Here is an 18,403-nt window from a genome sequence, read left to right on the forward strand (position 1 = left end):
GGTTGTTAGATACGGTTTCTACCGACCTATCGGTCGTTGAATTCGGGCTTTCTTTTCTCGGAGAACGCTTTCATGGCCTCTGGAAAATCATGCGCACACAGCAAAACGCTTTGGGCATCGCGCTCGATGTCCAGCGCCTCCAGATAGCTGCACTCCGCCGCGGCACGCATCACGCGCTTGGCGGTCTGAATGCCGAACATCGGGTGTGGGGCGATCTCGTGGGCAATTTCCAGAGCGCGTTGCTCGACCTGGTCGGGGGGTACGCATTCTTCGACAACTCGCAGTTCCCTGGCGGTGCGCCCGTCTATTTCACGACCTGTGAGAACAAGCATCCGCGCCACGCCCGCACCGGCACGCTGCTGAAGCAGCCAGCTCGAGCCGGTGTCGGGACAGCCGCCGACGCGCGCAAAAACTTCGCACAACCGGGCATCTTCGGCGGCTACGACGATATCCGCAGACAGCGCCAGGCTGAGACCCGCACCAAATGCCACCCCGCATACAGCAGAAATCAGAGGCTTCCGAAACAGATAGGCCGCGCGTCCGCCATCGTGAACCCGGTCGACCATTTCCGATGTCGCCCTTGCGCCTTTCGCGATTTCAGCCTGAAATCCAACGAGATCGCCGCCGCTGCTGAAATGATCGCCGCCTGTCATGACAACGACGCGGATTACATCATCCTGTTCAGCCTCGCGCAGGAGCGCCACCAGTTCTTCGACGAACCCGATGCTGTAAGGGTTGCGTTTTGCCGGCTGAAGAAAACGCAATATTCCGACAGGCCCATCCCTGTCCAGACGAATAAGGTCAGTCATTCCAATCTCCATCATGTACCCGTCCAGACCGGCGCTCGTTTTTCGGCGAATGCCCTGGGGCCCTCAATCGCGTCGTTGCTGGCGTATACAACCTCGTGCAGGCGCTTACCCTCTTCGAGGCCACCCGCACAGCCCAGGTCCATGGTTGCGCGAACGCCGCCCTTGGCAGCGATCACCGAAAGCGGGGCCCCGCTGGCTATGCGTTTGGCAAGGTCGAATGCCCGTGCGCGAACGGCATCGGGGGAGTCCTCGATATAGTTGGTGAACCCGTACTCATGTAGCCGCTCGATCGGCATCAGGTCTCCGGTCAGCAGGATTTCCATAAGGATGGGCTGCGGTAGCATGGTCAGTGCCGGCGAAGCCCAAGGCGATCCGCGACCGATCTTCACCTCGGTAATGCCAACCTTGGTCCCCTTGAGTCCGACCCGCAAATCGCAATTCAGCGTCAGCATCATGCCGCCCGCCATCAGCGACCCCGTCATCGCCGCGATAATCGGCTTCTTGCAGGCGCGCATGGTCTCGTGAAATGGATCGCGCATTTTTGACAGGATATCGACGCCTTCGTCGCGCGCGATTTGCGTAGCTTCCTTGAGGTCCAGCCCGGCGCTGAAAACACCGCAATCGGCCGAGGTCAGTATGGCCACACGAACGCTGTCGTCCGCCTCGATCTTTTCCCAGGCTTCCGTCAGCCCGTTCGTCGCGGCCACGGAAAGCGCGTTCTTGCGTTCGGGCCGATTGATACAGACGGTCGCAATGCCGTCTTCGATTTTCACATCAATTGGGCTCATGATACCTGCTTCGTTTTAACTGGAGACATTCTAGTGCGAAGCTTCCCCGCGACATGTTTGCCGCGGGGAAGTTCCTGCTTATTCGACAGAGAACGACTTGGAACTGTGCTTGATGACTTCCCACACAACGTCGAGATAGTCGGCGCTCCAGTCGGTCAGCGGAACCCAGGTTTCGCCATTCCACTGTTCGACTCGGGTCTTGCCGCCACCGCCGTGGTCTTCACCGGTTACGGTCACCGGGGCCATGACGCCGTCGCCATCGAAGTTCTCGATCGATTCATAGGCAGCCTTCATGCTTTCCGGTGTGATCGGCCAACCGTTTTCGGTAATCGCGATACGCGCAGCTTCAAAACCGACCGAGTAGATGGCCATGCCCGTGTTGTAGTACACGTCGTGAACCAAGCTCTCGGGACCGCTGCCCTTGCCATTGGCATAGTAGGTGTCCAGCATCGTCTTGACGATCGGAACCTCCTGACCACCGGCCACGTTGGTACCACGCAGGATGCCTTTTGCCTCTGCAGCGCCAATGTTGGCGATGTCGACTTCGTTCAGCCAGTTGACCGACAGGTAACGGTCGATCGGGAAGCGGTTGCGGCGCATTTCCTTGGAGGCGACCACGTGTCCGCCCGCCAGAAGCCAGCTGATCACGTAATCTGGCTTATCACGGCGGATATTGCTCCATGCGCCGGCTTGATCCGACCCGGGGAGCGGCACAGGATAAAGCTCCAGCTCAAACCCTTCCTTTTCAGAAAGTGTTTTCAGGATCTCGATCGGTTCCTGACCGAAGGGATAGTCCAGATAGATGAACCCGATCTTTGCTTTGCTCAGATCACCGCCCATCTGGCCTTTGATGAAGGCGACATCGTTGGCGGCCTGCTGCCAATAAGTCGGACCAACCGGGAACACCCAGTCGAACACATCACCGTCAACCGCGTCGCCGCGGCCAACGAAGGATTGCATCAGGACGTTTCCGTCCTTCATGGCCCGCGGCAGGACCGCGTTCGTGACGGGCGTGGAAAGAAAGTTGAAAAGGAAAACACCGTCACGCTTGAGCTGCTCATAGCATTCCACGCCACGTTGCGGTTCGTTGCCATGGTCGCGAATGATGATTTCAACCGGATGGCCTTCGATTCCACCGTTTTCGTTGGTGTACATCGCCAGGTCCTGGGCTGCCTGGGCCACCTGCGGTGAAATGAACGTGTACGATTTACTGAGGTCGAAGCAAAGTCCGAAGCGGATCGGCTCCTTGTCCTGCGCCGCAGCCACCGTCGCGCTTGTTGCCAATGCGGCAGTAAGGGCCACCGCCTTGATGTGCTGTTTGATTTTCATATTCTCTCTCTCCCGTTGGTTGAGTTTAGGGCGGCTAAACTGTTTTGTGAGCGCCGCCGCCCTGTACAGCGCCACCCTTCCTGCTATCAGTCTGTCACTGCTCGTATTTTGCGGAACTTTCCTTAACCACATCCCACACGACATCGCCGTATTCAGAAATCCATTCGGTTTGCGGCACCCAAGCCTCCCCGTCCCACATTTCGATGCGCGTCTGGCCACCGCCGCCGTGGTCTTCGGCCGTTACCGTAATGGGGGCCATCAACCCGTTGGCGTCATAACCCTTCAACGACTCAAGTCCGGCCTTGTAGGATGTCGGAGTGATCGGCAGCCCTTCGAGTTCGACCGCGTTGCGCGCGGCTTCGAACATGATCGAATACATGGCCAGCCCCGTATTATAGAAAACGTCCTGCGTCTTCTCAATCGGGCCCGAGCCCTGTCCGTTGTCATAAAGCTCGGTCATGATCTCCTTGAACAGGGCGACATCCTGACCGCCCACGACATTGGTCCCGCGCTTGATGCCCTTGGCCGCATCAGTGCCGATATTGGCAATATCGACCTCGTTCAGCCAGTTGACCGAAATGTATTTTTCCATCGGGATGCGATTGCGCTGCATCTCTTTCGATGCGACCACATGGGCACCGCCCAGCATCCAGACGATCACGTGATCGGGCTTGTCGCGGCGCACCTTGGACCATACTCCGGCCTGGTCGCTGCCGGGCAGCGGAACGGGGTAAAGCTCAAGCTCGAAACCCTCTTTCTCGGAAAGGGTTTCGAGAATCTCGATTGGCTCCTGTCCGAAGGGATAATCGAAGTAGACAAACCCCACCTTCACGTCCGACAAGTCGCCGTCGTGCAATTGCTTGATGTAGGCGACGTCGTTGGCGGCCTGCCCCCAATAGGTAGGCCCGATCGGATAGACCCAGTCAAAGACCGTGCCATCCACGGCATCGCCGCGGCCGACAAGCGATTGCATCAGAATGCGCCCATCTTCCCTAGCCCGTGGCAGGACGGCCAGAGACACCGGTGTGGACAGTGTATCGAAGACGAACACACCCTCGCGGCTGAGCTTGGAGTAACACTCGATCCCGCGCTGCGGTTCGTTCCCATGATCGCGCACGATAACCTCGACCGGTTCTCCTCCGATACCGCCCTTCATATTGACCAGCTTGGCGAGATCTTGTGCCGCCTGGGCAACCTGCGGCGTGGCAAAGGTATAGGCTTTGCTGAGGTCGTAGCAGACGCCAATCTTGAATGGCTCAGCCAGCGCCTGGGTGCCGAACATCGCTCCGCCAACCATTGAAAACACGGCCAACGCTTTGGTAAGTTCCTTCATTTGATCCTCCCTGAACAATTTCTGAATAGTACCTCAGCTCAGCCAACGTTTGCGTCGGCTGTAGTGCTTGACGTTGTGAAAATCGGTTTCTTCTCCGCCACCCAGATAAAATTCCTGAATGTCGGAGTTGGATTTGAGCGCCTCGGCCGTGCCGTGCATGACAACGCGGCCGTTCTCAATCAGATACCCTTGCGAAACAATCTCCAGAGCGGCCAGCGCGTTCTGCTCCACCAGCAGGACGGATACGCCCTCCTCCTGATTGATCTTTTGCAGGATGCCGAAGATTTCCTCGACCAGGAACGGGGCAAGGCCGAGACTTGGTTCGTCGAGCATCAACAGTTTCGGCTGCGTCACCAGCGCCCTGCCGATGGCCAGCATCTGTTGCTCGCCACCAGACAAATAGCCTGCTTGCGAATTGCGGCGTTCGGCAAGTCGTGGGAAATAGTCGTAAATCTTTTCTTTTTCCGCATTCAGCGCCGATCGGGACATTCCGCGCGGCGCAGCAGCGGTCAGGTTCTCGTCGGGGGTCAGGTGTTCAAAGACCCGCCGCCCTTCGATGACGTGACAGATACCCATCCCGACGCGGTTTTGCGCGAGCACTTCGGTTATGTCTGTTCCCTGGAAGGTTATTTCACCTCGGCTGATGCGTCCGCGCTCTGCCTTCAGAAGACCGCTGATCGCTTTCAACGTGGTGCTTTTGCCCGCGCCGTTCGAGCCCAAGAGCGCGATCATCTCGCCTGTTGGGACCTGGACCGAAACACCTTTGATCGCCAGCATCACATTGTCATACAGCACCTCTACACTGTTCATGGACAGAATGTTCTGGGCTTCTACTTTTTCTTGCATCGGCATTTCCCTTATTTCTTGAACTGATCGAAGGGCCAGACCATCAGATAGTCTCTGATGTTGCCGTAGAGTTTTCCCAAACCGAGCGGTTCGATCAGAAGGATAATGACGATCAGTGCGCCATAGACCGCATTCGGGATGTGAGCGAGCGTTTCAACATTGATCTGCATACCAAGCCCCTCGCTCACCGTGACGACGAGACCGTTCACCAAACCGGGGACAAGAAGGATCAGAGCAACACCGAAATAGGATCCGATTACGCTGCCGAGGCCGCCAACGATCACCATCGCAAGAACCTGGATAGATACGGTGACCGAAAACTGCTCCGGCGCGGCAAGAAAGAAGAAGGTGGCGACAAGCAAAGCACCACTGACGCCCGCGATGAAAGACGAAGTCGCGAAGGCTAGGATCTTGTAATAGAAACTGTTCACACCCAGGATCGCGGCAGCAAAGTCTTTTTCGCGTACCGCGACCAGGGCACGACCAAGCCCAGTGCGTTTGAGATTCAGCATGAAGATCGTCACCAACACACACCATCCGAAGGCGACATAGTAAAAACCGGTATCAGAGGTAATATCCTGCCCAAGAAACGCCAAAGTTGGTGACTGGAGCGATGCGTGCGAGCCCCCTGAAATCGCCGGCGAGTGGGTCAGAACCCAGTCCATCACGAATTGCATCGCAAGAGTCGTGAGTGCGAGATAGAGACCCTTGACCCGCAATGCGGCAAAGGCGAACAGGCTGCCGATCACAGATGACGTCAACCCGCCAATGATCAGGGCGAATTCCCATGGCACGCCGAAACGCGCCGCGTGGATCGCCGAATACGCCCCGACGGCCATGACCGCAGCATAGCCCAAGTGAAGTTGGCCAGCCCAACCTGTCACCAGGTTAAGTCCAAGGGCGGCGGCCGTCCAGATCAGCCACGGAAGCATGTAACTGTTCAGGTAGAGCGACGGTATGATGAATGGCGCGGCAAGTCCAATCAGGAAGATGAATACAGCCAGGTTCCGGTCAGCAGGTACCTTGAAGATACGACTATCGGATACATAGTTGGCGTGATGGACGCCGGAAAGTCTATAAAACATCCCTTAGACCCTTTCGATGTCGTGACGGCCGAACAGCCCGTGCGGACGGATCATGACCGTAAGAATGAGCACGGCGGCGACGATAAGCTCGCGGCTTCCGCCTCCGACAAGCGGATCCAGAAGATCGGCACCAACGTTTTCGACGACGCCCAGAATGATGCCCGCGATCACTGCGCCGAGGATACTGTCGAGTCCACCAAGAACGGCCACCGTCAGACCCTTCAGAAGCAACAGCGACAGCGCCTGATCGACACCCTGAATCTCGCCCCAGATGACGCCTGCGGCGACGGCAACAACTGATGCCAGTGCCCAGGACAACCCTACGCCGCGCTCAACCGAAATGCCGACCGACCACGAAGCCATGTAATCATCCGCGATCGCCCGCAACTTGATCCCGGTCCGGGTTCGGAAGAACAGCATGAAGGCGACAAAGAGTGCGAGCGCAACACCGGCACCGACAAGATGGATGCGGCTGACGAAGATGTCGCCCAGGAACAGCGGTTCATAGCTGACCCCCAAATCAACCGAACGGGATGTCCCACCCCAGATTGCAAGTGTTGTCCCCCGCAGGAAGATGTCCAGGCCAAGTGTCAGCATCAGGATCATGACGACCGGACGGCCCGCGAGACGGCGCAGGGCAACACGCTCAATGCCAAATCCCAGGCCGAACATGATCACCGCAGCAAGCGGAATGGCCAGCCACAGCGGCAGACCCGCGTCATGTGAAAGGGCAAGAACCACATAGGCCCCGACCATTGTCAGCCCACCCTGCGACAGATTGGGCACCGAGGACGCTTTGTAGATCAGCACGAGGCCGATAGCGAAGAGCGAATACAAGAGACCCGTCAAGGCTCCATTGATCGCAAGTTCAGATAGAAAGACCCAATCCATTTATACCTCCCTGATGGGAAGGCTTCTTTCGACCTTCCCTATTTCCCCTGTCTCGTAAGTCACCTGCGCGCTTACGTGGACATCTTTTGAACCGTCGTAGAGCGCCGCGATCACGTCGGCATAGCGTTCCTGTACAACCTTGCGTCGCAGTTTTCGGGTCCGCGTGATCTCACCATCGTCCGGGTCGAATTCCTTCGGCAGGCTGACAAAGCGTTGCAGGCGCAACGGCTCTGTGACGGCCTTATTTACCCGTTCGAATGCCCCGTGCAGCAGCGCCGCGACCTCGTCACGTTGCGACAAATCGGAATAGGACACATAAGGCACGCCGTTCACTTCGGCCCAGTGTCCCACTGCCTCGAAATCCACGCAGACCATGGCGGTCAATTCATCCAGGCCGGCACCGATAACAGCCGCATCCTTGATATAGGGGCTGAACTTCAACCGGTTCTCAATGTAGTTTGGCACATAACGCTCGCCTCCGGCTGTATGCATGACCTCGGAGACACGGCCCAGAACAACCAGGTGTCCGTCATTCTCCAGATAACCGGCATCGCCGGTATGCAGCCACCCGTCCTCAAGCGCTTCGGCGGTCGCTTCGGGTTTGTTGAAGTACCCCTCAAACACGCTGTCCGAACGCACCAGGATCTCTCCGTCTTCGGCAATTTTCACCTCGACGCCAGGCGCGGGTTTGCCAACGGTATGGAGGCGCACCTCGCCCGGAGACTGAATCGCATTGATCGCGCTATTTTCGGTCTGGCCGTAGAGTTGGCGCAATTTGATTCCCAGGGCTCGGTAGAAAACAAACGTGTCTTCGCCGATTGCTTCGCCGCCAGTGAACGCGTTCTTCAGACGACTCATCCCGAACTGGTCCTTGATCGGACCAAAAACGATCGCCTCGCCCAAAAGTCGGCCCAAAGGCTCTAGTGCACCGCCGCTAATGCCATTCAGCTTGCGTGTCTCGGCGGCAATCGCCCGGTCCATGAAGAAATGGTACAGCCATTTTTTGACCGGGGTCGAGTTCTCGATACCCACTTGGATCGTCGTCAGCATCTGGTCCCAGCTTCTCGGCGCCGCCAGATAGAATGTCGGAGCGATTTCGCGCATGTCGCGAACGACGGTTTCCTGACGTTCAGGCACGTTCACGGTGAACCGGCAGAGCAGCGCCGCCGCGACGGTAATGGCGAAGTCGCCCACCCAGGCCATCGGCAGATAGGCGAGGATTTCCTCATTGTCGTCGAATGCACCCGCTGCATGCCCGTTCCTGGCCGCAGCAAGAACGTTCTTTTGACTCAGAACGATACCTTTCGGTTTTCCCGTGGTCCCTGACGAATGCATGAAAATGGCCGGATCGCCGGGCTTTGCCCGACCAAAGAGATCTTCGCGCAAGCCCGGGGTTTCATTAAGATCGTGCTGACCGACTTCGATCAGGTGATCCCAGGACATCAGCCCTTCAACCTCATAGAATCCGAGGCCTCGCGCTTCATCATAAATGATGTGGTCGATACCCTCGGCGCCCGCGTCCTTCAGTTCCAGGATCTTGTCTACCTGCTCCTGATCTTCGGCGATGGCCGCGACGATTTCGACTTCGCCAAGAAAGTGCCGAAGTTCTTCGATTGTCGCGCCCGGATAGGCAGGCATTGCATAGGCGCCCAGCAACGAAACAGCCAGCATGCCGCCGTACAACCGTGCACGGTTATCGCCCAGAATAAGTACTGCCTTGCCCGGCTTTACGCCGATTTTTTCAAGTCCGGCCGCGCAGGCAAGCACCTCTTCGGCGTATTCCGCCCAAGTGGTTTCTTTCCAGATCCCGCGTTCCTTTTCGCGAAGCGCGATATCCTTTCCGTGGCGCGACGCGTTTTGCGCCAGCAGTGCACCAATCGTATCGCCGCCCGAAGACTGTTTTTGCGTCAAATCAGTCATGCGACCCTCCGATATATGCCTCGATGACCCGCGGGTCTTTTACAACGTCCTTCGGGATGCCGCTGGCGATCATTTCGCCATAATTAAGCGCCAGCATCCGATCACAGATGCCGGTGATGACATCCATATGATGCTCGATCAGCAGAACGCTGACGCCGCGTTCGGCACGGGCATCCAGAATGAAGCGGGACATATACCCCTTCTCTTCCTGATTCATGCCTGCCATCGGCTCATCGAGTATCAACATTTGCGGCTCGGCCACCAATGCCCGCGCAAGTTCGACCCGTTTTTTCAGCCCGATCGGAAGACCATCGACCAACTCATGTCGGATGCTTTCAAGCTGTAGAAACTCGATCACCTCCTCGACGATCTTACGGTTCTCGATCTCTTCATGCCGCGCCGCCCACCAATAAAGCGCCGTGCGTAAGACGCCCGGTTTCATGTGGATGTGCCGCCCGAGCAGGATGTTGTCCAGAACGCTCATCCCGTTGAAAAGGGCAAGATTCTGGAACGTCCGCGCAACCCCGAGCTTGGCAACCTTATGAGGCGCTGTGCCCGTGATGTCTTTTCCCGCCAGCCGGACAGTGCCTACGTTTGGCGGATAAAACCCGGTAATTGCGTTCGTTAGCGTTGTCTTGCCGCTACCATTCGGTCCGACAAGCCCAAAGATTTCACCTTGCCGAATGACGAGATCAACTCCGGTGACAGCAACGATGCCGCCAAACCGTCGTTCGACCCCGTTGCACTCCAGAAGCGCCCCGCCATCGGTACCAACTGCTATTTTATTCTTCGTTGTCATCTGGATCTTATTGTCCCCATTAAGGTTCATGGCTTTCATCAGGAAATCAGGAAATGGTCCGGTCGACCCGTTGGCCATGGGTCCCCCCACAATTGCTGCCCACCGTCGATGTTCAGAACTTCACCGGTAACAAACTTTCCTGAGTTGGCCGCCATATAGACAACACCTTCAGCGACATCCCATTCGTCCCCGGCGTGCCGCATCGGATTGGAATCCTGGAAAGTTGCGGCACCCTCTGGAGGGTAGTTCCCGAAACCGTTGCTTTCGCAGCAACCCGGTGCCACGCAGTTCACGCGGATATCATGCGGCGCCCACTCCACCGCCACCGATTTGGACAGGTAAATCACCCCCGCCCGAGCTGCACAGGTATGAGCGATGCCAGGCATCCCGCGCCAGATATCCGCCACGATATTTACGATGGAACCCGGTTGCTTGTTCTCAACCCAGTGGCGCGTCGTGGATTGCATCATCCACCAGGTTCCGTTGAGGTTGGTGTCAATGACGGCGGTCCAGCCTTTCGGGGAAAAATCCAGCGCAGCCTGTGGAAACTGCCCCCCCGCATTGTTCACCAGAACGTCTATGGAGCCGAATTCCTGATTCGTCTTAGCGACAAAATCCTCGACCTGTTCAGGGTCACGGATGGTCATGGGCACGGCGAAAACTCTGCCCCCAAAACTCTCGAGGTACTCTTTGGCCGAGGCCAGCTTTTCCTCGTTGCGTCCATTGATCGCCAGATTGGCGCCCAGCCTGGCGAACAGAGCCGCAATCGCCAGCCCCAAACCTCCGCCTGCGCCGGTTACAACGACGGTTTTGCCCGCGAACAAATCATGTGCGTAAACGGTTGTGCGTTTTGACAGGTCTTCTCGCGAAGACCCGAACTGCGTCTCACTCATGACGCCTCCTCCCTTTTCCCCTATTGCGGGGCTTTGTCTGATAATCTAACGGACGTTAGAAAAATAATCAAGTAGGGAATACGCGCTATCCCAATCCGTGTCTCGCGGTCAGTAAGACTTTGGAAGTCCTAGCGCTTTTTCAGCAATGAATGATAACAACATCTGCGGCGTCACAGGTACAATGCGGAACAAGAGCGCTTCTCTGACCAGACGCTCCACGTGATATTCCTTTGCGTAACCGAATCCGCCAAAGGTGATCTGTGCGGCCTCGGTCGCCTCAACCGCGGCGTCGGCGGCCAATAGCTTGGCTGCGTTCGCCTCGATGCCGCAGGGCTCCCCCGCATCGTAAAGGGCGGCGGCGTGCATCACCATGAGATTGGCCGATTCCACCCGCGCCCAAGCCTGAGCGAGCGGATGCTGAACGCCCTGATTCTGACCGATGGGCCGGTCGAAAACCACTCGTTCATTGGCATATTGCGCCGCGCGGGTCAGAGCGTTGCGTGCGATGCCGATGCATTCGCCCGCCACAAGGATGCGTTCTGGATTCAGCCCATGCAGAATTTGCCGAAACCCTTTGCCCTCTTCTCCGATCAGGTCTTCGGCAGGTATCGGCAACCCGTCGATGAAGACCTCGTTCGAATCGACAGCCTTGCGCCCCATCTTTTCGATCTCTCGCACATCAACGAAATTACGGTTGAGATCGGTATAGAACAGGCTCAGCCCTTCGGTCGGGTTAGTCACATCCTCAAGCCGCGTTGTTCTGGCCAGAAGCAGCATCTTGTGGGCAACCTGCGCGGTCGAAATCCAGACCTTCTGACCATGCACGACATACCTGTCTCCCTGTCGCACCGCCATGGTCTTCAGCTTTGTGGTATCCAGCCCCGTCGTCGGTTCGGTCACGGCGAAACAAGCCTTTTCATCACCTGCGATTAGGGGGCTCAGCATGCGCGCGCGCTGTTCATCAGTCCCGAACTTCACCACCGGGTTGAGCCCGAAAATGTTCATGTGGATGGCCGAGGCCCCGCTCGCGCCAGCCCCTGACTCAGCAATCGCCTGCATCATGATCGTCGCTTCAGTGATCCCCAGGCCGGCGCCGCCGACCGCTTCAGGCATGGCGATGCCAAGCCAGCCGCCATCGGCCATTGCCCTGTGCAAATCATGGGGGAAACCACCGTTGCGATCCCGGTCCAGCCAGTAGTCATCGTCGAATTGTGCACAAATCCGCAGAATCTGGTCGCGGATTTCCTGTTGGCCGGTGGTCATTCTAAATGTCATGGCGTCCCCCTGCCTTCCAGTCTCACGAGTCCTGCCTCACAAAGGGCAGAGATTTGCTCATCGTCAAAACCAAGATCGCTTAGAATACTTCGGCTGTCTGCGCCGGGCGGTCGTCCCAGCCAGCGAAGTTCACCGGGCGTCGCGCTTAGATGCGGGATCGGACCGATGACCTGGGTCTGCTCGCCCTCGACCGATACGATGTCCCCGCGATGGCGTATCTGCTCATTGGTCGTGATCTCCTCGACGCTCAACACCCGAGAGGCAACCGCATCATGTCGGGCGAATACAGCCGTAACTTCTTCAGCTGTGTGCTGCGTGACGAAATCATTGATCGCGTCAAAGACCACCGCCATGTGCTGCGACATCTCGCCGAGTGTCTCGAACCGCGGGTCATCGGCCAAAGAGTCCCCTCCGACCGCGCGCAACAGGCGTTGCGCTGTTTCCGCGCTACCTGCCGAGACGGTCAGCCAAACCCCATCGGACGTGCGGAACATGCCCCCTGGCGCAAAGTCCATCGGCTGGCGCAGCCCGTTGCGCCGCGGCGAAAGGTTAGCACCCGTCAACGCGGGAACAGGATAGTCCATCAATCGAAGCAGCGCTTCGAACACCGCAAGATCGACAACCTGACCCCGTACTATCCCCTTTTCGCGGGCAAACAGCGCAATCATGATTCCCAATGCGCCCATCAGACCTGTCGTGCTGTCGGCCGCCGGAAATCCGGGGTGCATCGGCGGCCCGTCGGGGAAACCGGTCAGATGTGCTAAACCACTCATGGCTTCTGCCGCACGACCAAACGCAGGTACGTCCCGCATCGGACCTTCCTGTCCGTAACCCGATACGCGCAGAACAATCAGATCTGGGTTCCACTCATGAAGGGTTTCAGGCCCGATACCAGCACGTTCAAGCACGCCCGGTCGGAAGTTTTCGATAAGAACATCGGCACCTTCAACCAATTTGCGCAGGATGTCCCGGCCTTCGCCGGACTTCCAGTCTAGGCTCAGAATCTTCTTGTTGCGGCCCAGCGTCTTCCACCAAACGCCCGCTCCATCCTCTGCCTTGGGCCCGAGGTCGCGCATCATATCCGTTCGGTTGGGTGCCTCGATCTTGATGACATCTGCACCGAAATCCGAGAGCAAGGCTGCCGAAAAAGGTCCGGCAATTACGTGGCCAAGTTCGATGATTTTCAGGTGATCAAGGGGTCCAGGCATTCGTTCTCGCCGCCAGTAATCTAACATTTGTTAGAATAGTAGCCTCGTGGACGGCAAACCTCAAGACTTGAGATTGCGAAATGGGGGTCTGATGCCGCAGAGTGCAAAATAGTACGCTACAGCGCTTCGATCTAAGATTGAATAATTTGGTCTCTTTCTGCCCCCTTCGGTTGAGTGCGAGAAACGATAAGCCATGTATCAATCTAAAGTCGAAACGCTTCAGTTATCCAACGAGCGCTATTGAATTGCGCCGTTTGGACCACGGACTCTACTTCGAAACTCCGCACGAGGCGCCCTGGGATCGTCGGACTCCCGGAGCTTCGCGACGATCCACTCCGGTTTTGTTTTTTCTGGGCCATTCCGCTATCCTCAAATTGGCTCGAAATCCTATTTTAGGGAGGATCGTTGTGTCAGGCGGTCGCCGCTAGGCCGTCCGACTGTGCGTCCCGTTTCGGTGGCCGTATCCGGAACAGAAGCGCATAGAGCACCGGAACCGCGACGAGCGTCAGGACCGAAGCAAAGGCGAGGCCGCCCATGATCGTCACCGCCATCGAGGCAAAAAACGCATCGGGCAGAAGCGGAATCATGCCAAAGATCGTCGTGCCGGCGGCGAGCACCACAGGGCGAAGACGGCTGACTGAGCCGTCGATCACCGCCTTGTAATCGGGCACACCCTGTGCACGTAGAAAGTCGATCTCTTCGATGAGAACGATTGCGTTCTTCATCAACATTCCCGAAAGCGACAGGAAGCCGAGCAGGGCCGTAAATGTGAAGGGCAGACCGGTGAACAGCAACCCCAGGACCATGCCCGTCACGGACATTGGCACCACGAGCCACAGGATCAGCGGTTGGCGGACTTTGTTGAACATCAAAATCGAAATCGTCAACATGACCAGGAAGCCCAGGGGAAGCTGCTTGCCAAGCGACTCCTGAGCCATCTGCGCACTTTCGAATTCGCCGCCCCATTCCATTGCATAACCGTCGGGAAGCGGGATGGATTCGATCTCGGTGCGGACGCTTCGGAATGCCTCATCCGCGGTGAGATCGCTGCGGGCACCGCCGAGGGCGGCGATTGTCCGCTCTCGGTCGCGCCTGTGAATGAGTGCCTCGACAAGACGGGGATCGAACCTTTCGACAAGGTTGGCCATGGGTACATAGGACCCTGCCCCATCGGACCACACCGATAGGTCACGAAGGCGGTCAACTCCGTCGCGTTCGCTCTCGGGAAGCCGGAGATGGATCGGAATCAACACGTCGTCCTCGCGTAGGTCGCCAACGCGCAGTCCGGACGTTCCATAGCGGATGGTATCCGCGATCGCTCCGCGCGTTGCGCCAGCCAGCCGCATTCGTGCCTCATCGACGATGGGTTCGACGAGGATCTCACGCTGCCGCCAATTGGTGCGCGGATTGGTGATGGTTCCTGCCTCCTCGTAAATCCTCATCGCATCATCCGCGAGCTGGCGCAGGATGACCGGATCGGGTCCCGAAAAACGAACTGCAACATCGGCACCGGAGGGCGGTCCGAACACGATATCTTCGACACGGATCAGAGCGTGGGGGAATTCGGCGGGCAAGTCCTGGTTAAGTCTGCTCGCGATCGTCGCGATCGTTGCGGCGTCCGCAACCCGGACGATGAGTTGGCCATAGCTGGCATCCGCCTGCTCGGGGTTGTATGTCAGCATGAATCGGCTTGCCCCGCGCCCGACGAGGGCCGTTACCCCGGTTACGGCATCCTCATCCATGAGAATCCGCTCGAGCCGCTGCATCTCTTCGTCGGTCGTGTTGATATCGGTTCCCTGCGGCATCTGGAACTCAACGTAGAAAATCGGCGTGTTCGAGGCGGGGAAGAAGGCCTGCTTGACCTGTCCGAAAGCCATAACGGACCAAACGGTGATGCCAATGATCGTCAGAACAACCGGAATGCGGACGCGCAGCGCCATCCACAAAATCCCGCGATATGTCGCGTAGAACACGCCCTTGTAGGGATTATCCGAAATGTTTTTGGGGGCCTTGAGCAGCAGCTTGCCGAGATACGGCGTCACCGTGACTGCCAGGACCCAGCTTGTTAGCAGCGAGATGGCGATCACCGCGAAAAGCGAAAACAGAAACTCGCCCGTGGCGTCAGGCGACAGCCCGATACCGGAAAACGCCATGATCCCGATAACGGTCGCCCCCAGCAAGGGGATTGACGTGGCGCTTTCGGTCTCGGCAGCAGCGTCTTCCGCGCTTTTTCCTCGCGCCATGCCGATCACCATCCCTTCTGTGATGACGATGGCGTTGTCGACCAGCATCCCCATCGCGATGATCAGGGCGCCCAGGCTGATCCGCTCCATCTGTATCCCGAACACTGACATGAAGAACAGTGTGGAGAAAACGGTGAGCCCGAGGGTCGAGCCCACCACGAGGCCTGCGCGCCAACCCATGGTCAGCATCAGCGCACCGACCACGATCGCGACCGACTGTCCGAGGCTGACGAGAAAGCTTGAAACGGATTCGTCCACCACGACATGCTGCTCGTAGATCGGTATGATCTCGACACCTTCAGAAAGCCCCAACTTGAGCCGTTGAAGCCGTGCTGAAACCGCCTGACCGACTTCGACCACGTTTTGGTCCGTCAACGCGGAAACGCCAAAGGTAAATGCCGCCGTGCCGTTCTGCCGGATGATCTGGCTAGGCTGTTCGGCCGCCTCGCGGGTCACGCTGGCGATGTCGCTGACAGCGATCTGGCCGACATTTCCGGCCGTGCCCAGCCGCAGCTCCTCTATCCCTTCGGGGCTAATATAGCCCGGCGGAACCGATAGGCCGATCCGGGCAGGGCCCTCGGTGATCTCGCCGTTGGTGAACACCTGGTTTTCGTCTGCGAGAATGCCCAGGATCTGGGTCGGCGGAAGGCCCAGCATCTCGAGGCGTGCAGACGGGATCGAGATGGTGATTACCTCTTCGGAGAGGCCCTGAACCTCGACCTTGGCGACGCCATCGACAGTGACCAGTCCGAGCCGGAGCGTCGTGGCCAAATCCCTCTGCTCCGATGGGCTCAGACCTTCGGTCGTTACCGCATAGAACATGCCATAGACGTCGCCGAAATCGTCATTGATGATGGGCGGTCGCGCTCCTGCGGGAAGGTCCCCCTCCACGTCGCTGATGCGGCGGCGCATTTCGTCCCAAACCTGCGGGATCTCGTCCGGGCCATAGGTCATCTCGATCTCGACGGTGATCTGCGCCATGCCCGGCATCGACTTCGATTCCACCCGGTCGAGCTGCTTCATTTGCTGCAGCGCATTTTCGACGACGTCGGCGACCTCCTCTTCAACCTCCAGAGCCGTGGCGCCGGGATACGGCACGAAGATGAGCGCCGTTTTGAGCGTGAAGCTCGGGTCTTCAAGTCGACCGACCGTGTTCAGCCCCCAATAGCCGCCGAGGAGACAAAAGATGATGGTGAGCCAGACCGCCACAGGACGCTCGATGCTCGCTCGTGAGATGCTGAGTGCCATGGTTCTATTCTTGTCCTGTCAAAAAGAACGGGATCAGAGCCCCGAAACTGTCACGGTCTGATTGTCCCTGAGCCGCCACCAGCCGCCGGAAACAACCAATTCGTTGCCCTTCAGGCCATCCAGAACGACAATCTCATTGTTGATCGGAAGACCCAAACGGACCGCCCTGCGCGCGACCTGGCCGGACGTTTCTTCGTAGATCCAGATGGACGGTTCGGTTCGGCTCGTCGTATCCACCGCCGAAACCGGAACGATCACGGATTGCGGGCGATCTGCTTCTGCGGCAATGGAGATGCGCACATCCGCAGTCATCCCGGGCAGAAGACGCGGGTCGATATCACCCGTGATCGCAAATTCCACGTCGTAGGTCTGCGCCGTCCGGTCGGCATCGGTCGCAAACGAGCGAAGCACCAGAGGCGCGGTGTAACCCGGAACAGCCGGAAAAGTTGCAACGATCTCGAAGGCATCGGGTGCCGACCGCGCAATGGCCGCAAGTTCCTCTGGCAGGGAGATCACGAGCCGCATCTCGCTGACATCCTGTAGACGCGCGACAGGCGCGGCCGACGTGACGTTGACATATTCTTCAACGAAGGTGCGCGCCACAATCGCGTCGAATGGCGCGACGATTTTCGTTTGGGACAGGCGCCGCTCTGCCTCGCGGAGCGCGACTTCTGCCTGGACGAACTGCGCGCGGGCCGTGTCGAGGCGCGCGTCGGACGCCACGCCACGATCGGCGAGGTCCGAGGCGCGCGCGAGTTCGGAATTCGCCAGGTCGTAGGACGCCTGAGCCCGGTCGACGGCGAGTTCGAAATCGATTTGGTCGAGCTCCGCGATCACCTCGCCCTCGCGAATCGTGTCGCCGGGCTCAACCTCAAGGCGAATGATCTGCCCGGGTATCTGAAACGCAAGGTCCACCGTTCGAGCAGGTTCGACGCGGCCTGCAACGCTGCGAGACTGACTTACGACGCGATTGAGCGCACGGGTCACTTCGACCGTGACTGGTCGCTCCACGTTCGCTGCAGGCCTTGTATCGACTTCTGCCTCTAGGGTGTCCGTCGCGGTCTGGGCCAGCACATCGGTCAGGAACGGCGAAACAAACGGGACGGCAACGGCCGACACGGCCGCTACCGCAATAACAAAAACGATCCGCTTCAAACTTCGTGTCTCTCTATTCGAGTTCATTAATCATGGCCCTCAATTGCTCGATGACGCGTCCCCTGAGATCCGCGCCACCGTCGGGAAGGCCCAGAAGTTTCTGGAACCGAAGTCCCTGGATCGCTAGGACGACAACCATAGCACCCGGAGTGTCTTGTGTGTCGGACAGGATACGCTCAAGGTCGCCGGTCAGTTCAGCCCGTAGCGGATCGAGCAGCCGCGGATCTGACGCGGCAGCCGCGAGAATCGCCATCGAGAGGTCGTCATCGACGGCTCTGGCTTGCACGATTGCTTCCAGGTGCCCACGCAGGGTGCGGGATCTGCGATCTTCCGGGACTGATGCCAGGCGTTCGTGATGTTCTGCGAGCATCTCATCAAGCAGCCCGGCAAGAAGCGCTCTCTTGGTCGGAAAATTGTATAAGACCCCGCCTTTACTGAGATCGGCCTCACGCGCGACGGCGTCGATCGTAATCTTTCCCGCGCCCTCTCTGTGCGCAATTGCCCGCGCAGCGCCGAGGATCCTTGGTGACGCATTCTTTGCCTGCATTTTGGATTGTATGGTCATTATTCACTGTCCATTC

15 protein-coding genes are annotated in these 18,403 nt (G+C 58.2%); all 15 read right to left on the reverse strand.

The window, feature by feature from the left end:
- Positions 1–26: 26 nt before the first annotated feature.
- Positions 27–809, reverse strand: coding sequence for an enoyl-CoA hydratase/isomerase family protein (locus FLO80_RS12850; RefSeq protein WP_111368654.1), 783 nt, complete (start codon positions 807–809; stop codon positions 27–29).
- An 11-nt stretch (positions 810–820) separates the two neighbouring features.
- Positions 821–1,597, reverse strand: a complete 777-nt coding sequence (locus FLO80_RS12855; protein ID WP_111368638.1) for an enoyl-CoA hydratase/isomerase family protein — start codon at positions 1,595–1,597, stop codon at positions 821–823.
- Between the two features lie 78 nt (positions 1,598–1,675).
- A complete protein-coding gene (locus tag FLO80_RS12860; protein WP_111368639.1) occupies positions 1,676–2,926 on the reverse strand; it encodes an ABC transporter substrate-binding protein in 1,251 nt (416 codons plus the stop codon).
- A gap of 94 nt (positions 2,927–3,020) precedes the next feature.
- On the reverse strand, positions 3,021–4,259 hold the full coding sequence (locus FLO80_RS12865) for an ABC transporter substrate-binding protein (RefSeq protein WP_316776695.1): 1,239 nt from the start codon (positions 4,257–4,259) through the stop codon (positions 3,021–3,023).
- 33 nt (positions 4,260–4,292) lie between these two features.
- The gene (locus FLO80_RS12870) at positions 4,293–5,105 is read right to left on the reverse strand and encodes an ABC transporter ATP-binding protein (protein ID WP_111368640.1); all 813 of its coding nucleotides are present in this window, start codon (positions 5,103–5,105) and stop codon (positions 4,293–4,295) included.
- Between the two features lie 11 nt (positions 5,106–5,116).
- The gene (locus FLO80_RS12875; RefSeq protein ID WP_027238718.1) at positions 5,117–6,190 is read right to left on the reverse strand and encodes a branched-chain amino acid ABC transporter permease; all 1,074 of its coding nucleotides are present in this window, start codon (positions 6,188–6,190) and stop codon (positions 5,117–5,119) included.
- Between the two features lie 3 nt (positions 6,191–6,193).
- Positions 6,194–7,081, reverse strand: a complete 888-nt coding sequence (locus FLO80_RS12880) for a branched-chain amino acid ABC transporter permease (protein WP_027238717.1) — start codon at positions 7,079–7,081, stop codon at positions 6,194–6,196.
- A complete protein-coding gene (locus FLO80_RS12885; RefSeq protein WP_027238716.1) occupies positions 7,082–9,001 on the reverse strand; it encodes an AMP-dependent synthetase/ligase in 1,920 nt (639 codons plus the stop codon).
- Positions 8,994–9,800: an ABC transporter ATP-binding protein gene (locus FLO80_RS12890; RefSeq protein ID WP_027238715.1), complete on the reverse strand. Its 807-nt coding sequence runs from the start codon at positions 9,798–9,800 to the stop codon at positions 8,994–8,996. Before FLO80_RS12890 ends, FLO80_RS12885 begins: the two co-directional genes overlap by 8 nt.
- Before the next feature lie 38 nt (positions 9,801–9,838).
- Complete coding sequence (locus FLO80_RS12895; protein WP_027238714.1) at positions 9,839–10,693, reverse strand: SDR family oxidoreductase; 855 nt, start codon at positions 10,691–10,693, stop codon at positions 9,839–9,841.
- Between the two features lie 108 nt (positions 10,694–10,801).
- Positions 10,802–11,956: an acyl-CoA dehydrogenase family protein gene (locus FLO80_RS12900; protein ID WP_111368641.1), complete on the reverse strand. Its 1,155-nt coding sequence runs from the start codon at positions 11,954–11,956 to the stop codon at positions 10,802–10,804.
- An 8-nt stretch (positions 11,957–11,964) separates the two neighbouring features.
- Positions 11,965–13,176, reverse strand: coding sequence for a CaiB/BaiF CoA transferase family protein (locus FLO80_RS12905; RefSeq protein WP_111368642.1), 1,212 nt, complete (start codon positions 13,174–13,176; stop codon positions 11,965–11,967).
- 410 nt (positions 13,177–13,586) lie between these two features.
- Positions 13,587–16,667, reverse strand: a complete 3,081-nt coding sequence (locus tag FLO80_RS12910) for an efflux RND transporter permease subunit (protein WP_088635664.1) — start codon at positions 16,665–16,667, stop codon at positions 13,587–13,589.
- Between the two features lie 33 nt (positions 16,668–16,700).
- Complete coding sequence (locus FLO80_RS12915) at positions 16,701–17,822, reverse strand: efflux RND transporter periplasmic adaptor subunit (protein ID WP_229724297.1); 1,122 nt, start codon at positions 17,820–17,822, stop codon at positions 16,701–16,703.
- A gap of 13 nt (positions 17,823–17,835) precedes the next feature.
- Positions 17,836–18,387, reverse strand: a complete 552-nt coding sequence (locus FLO80_RS12920; protein WP_224769550.1) for a TetR/AcrR family transcriptional regulator — start codon at positions 18,385–18,387, stop codon at positions 17,836–17,838.
- Positions 18,388–18,403: the final 16 nt, after the last annotated feature.

The organism is Aquicoccus porphyridii (assembly GCF_008369105.1).
Lineage (GTDB): Bacteria > Pseudomonadota > Alphaproteobacteria > Rhodobacterales > Rhodobacteraceae > Aquicoccus > Aquicoccus porphyridii.

Coding starts and splice junctions, on each gene's coding strand:
- FLO80_RS12900 (WP_111368641.1), bottom strand. CDS start 11,956: ATGACCACCGGCCAACAGGAAATCCGCGACCAGATTCTGCGGATTTGT.
- FLO80_RS12885 (WP_027238716.1), bottom strand. CDS start 9,001: ATGACTGATTTGACGCAAAAACAGTCTTCGGGCGGCGATACGATTGGT.
- FLO80_RS12905 (WP_111368642.1), bottom strand. CDS start 13,176: ATGCCTGGACCCCTTGATCACCTGAAAATCATCGAACTTGGCCACGTA.
- FLO80_RS12890 (WP_027238715.1), bottom strand. CDS start 9,800: ATGACAACGAAGAATAAAATAGCAGTTGGTACCGATGGCGGGGCGCTT.
- FLO80_RS12870 (WP_111368640.1), bottom strand. CDS start 5,105: ATGCAAGAAAAAGTAGAAGCCCAGAACATTCTGTCCATGAACAGTGTA.
- FLO80_RS12850 (WP_111368654.1), bottom strand. CDS start 809: ATGACTGACCTTATTCGTCTGGACAGGGATGGGCCTGTCGGAATATTG.
- FLO80_RS12855 (WP_111368638.1), bottom strand. CDS start 1,597: ATGAGCCCAATTGATGTGAAAATCGAAGACGGCATTGCGACCGTCTGT.
- FLO80_RS12880 (WP_027238717.1), bottom strand. CDS start 7,081: ATGGATTGGGTCTTTCTATCTGAACTTGCGATCAATGGAGCCTTGACG.
- FLO80_RS12875 (WP_027238718.1), bottom strand. CDS start 6,190: ATGTTTTATAGACTTTCCGGCGTCCATCACGCCAACTATGTATCCGAT.
- FLO80_RS12910 (WP_088635664.1), bottom strand. CDS start 16,667: ATGGCACTCAGCATCTCACGAGCGAGCATCGAGCGTCCTGTGGCGGTC.
- FLO80_RS12895 (WP_027238714.1), bottom strand. CDS start 10,693: ATGAGTGAGACGCAGTTCGGGTCTTCGCGAGAAGACCTGTCAAAACGC.
- FLO80_RS12860 (WP_111368639.1), bottom strand. CDS start 2,926: ATGAAAATCAAACAGCACATCAAGGCGGTGGCCCTTACTGCCGCATTG.
- FLO80_RS12920 (WP_224769550.1), bottom strand. CDS start 18,387: ATGACCATACAATCCAAAATGCAGGCAAAGAATGCGTCACCAAGGATC.
- FLO80_RS12865 (WP_316776695.1), bottom strand. CDS start 4,259: ATGAAGGAACTTACCAAAGCGTTGGCCGTGTTTTCAATGGTTGGCGGA.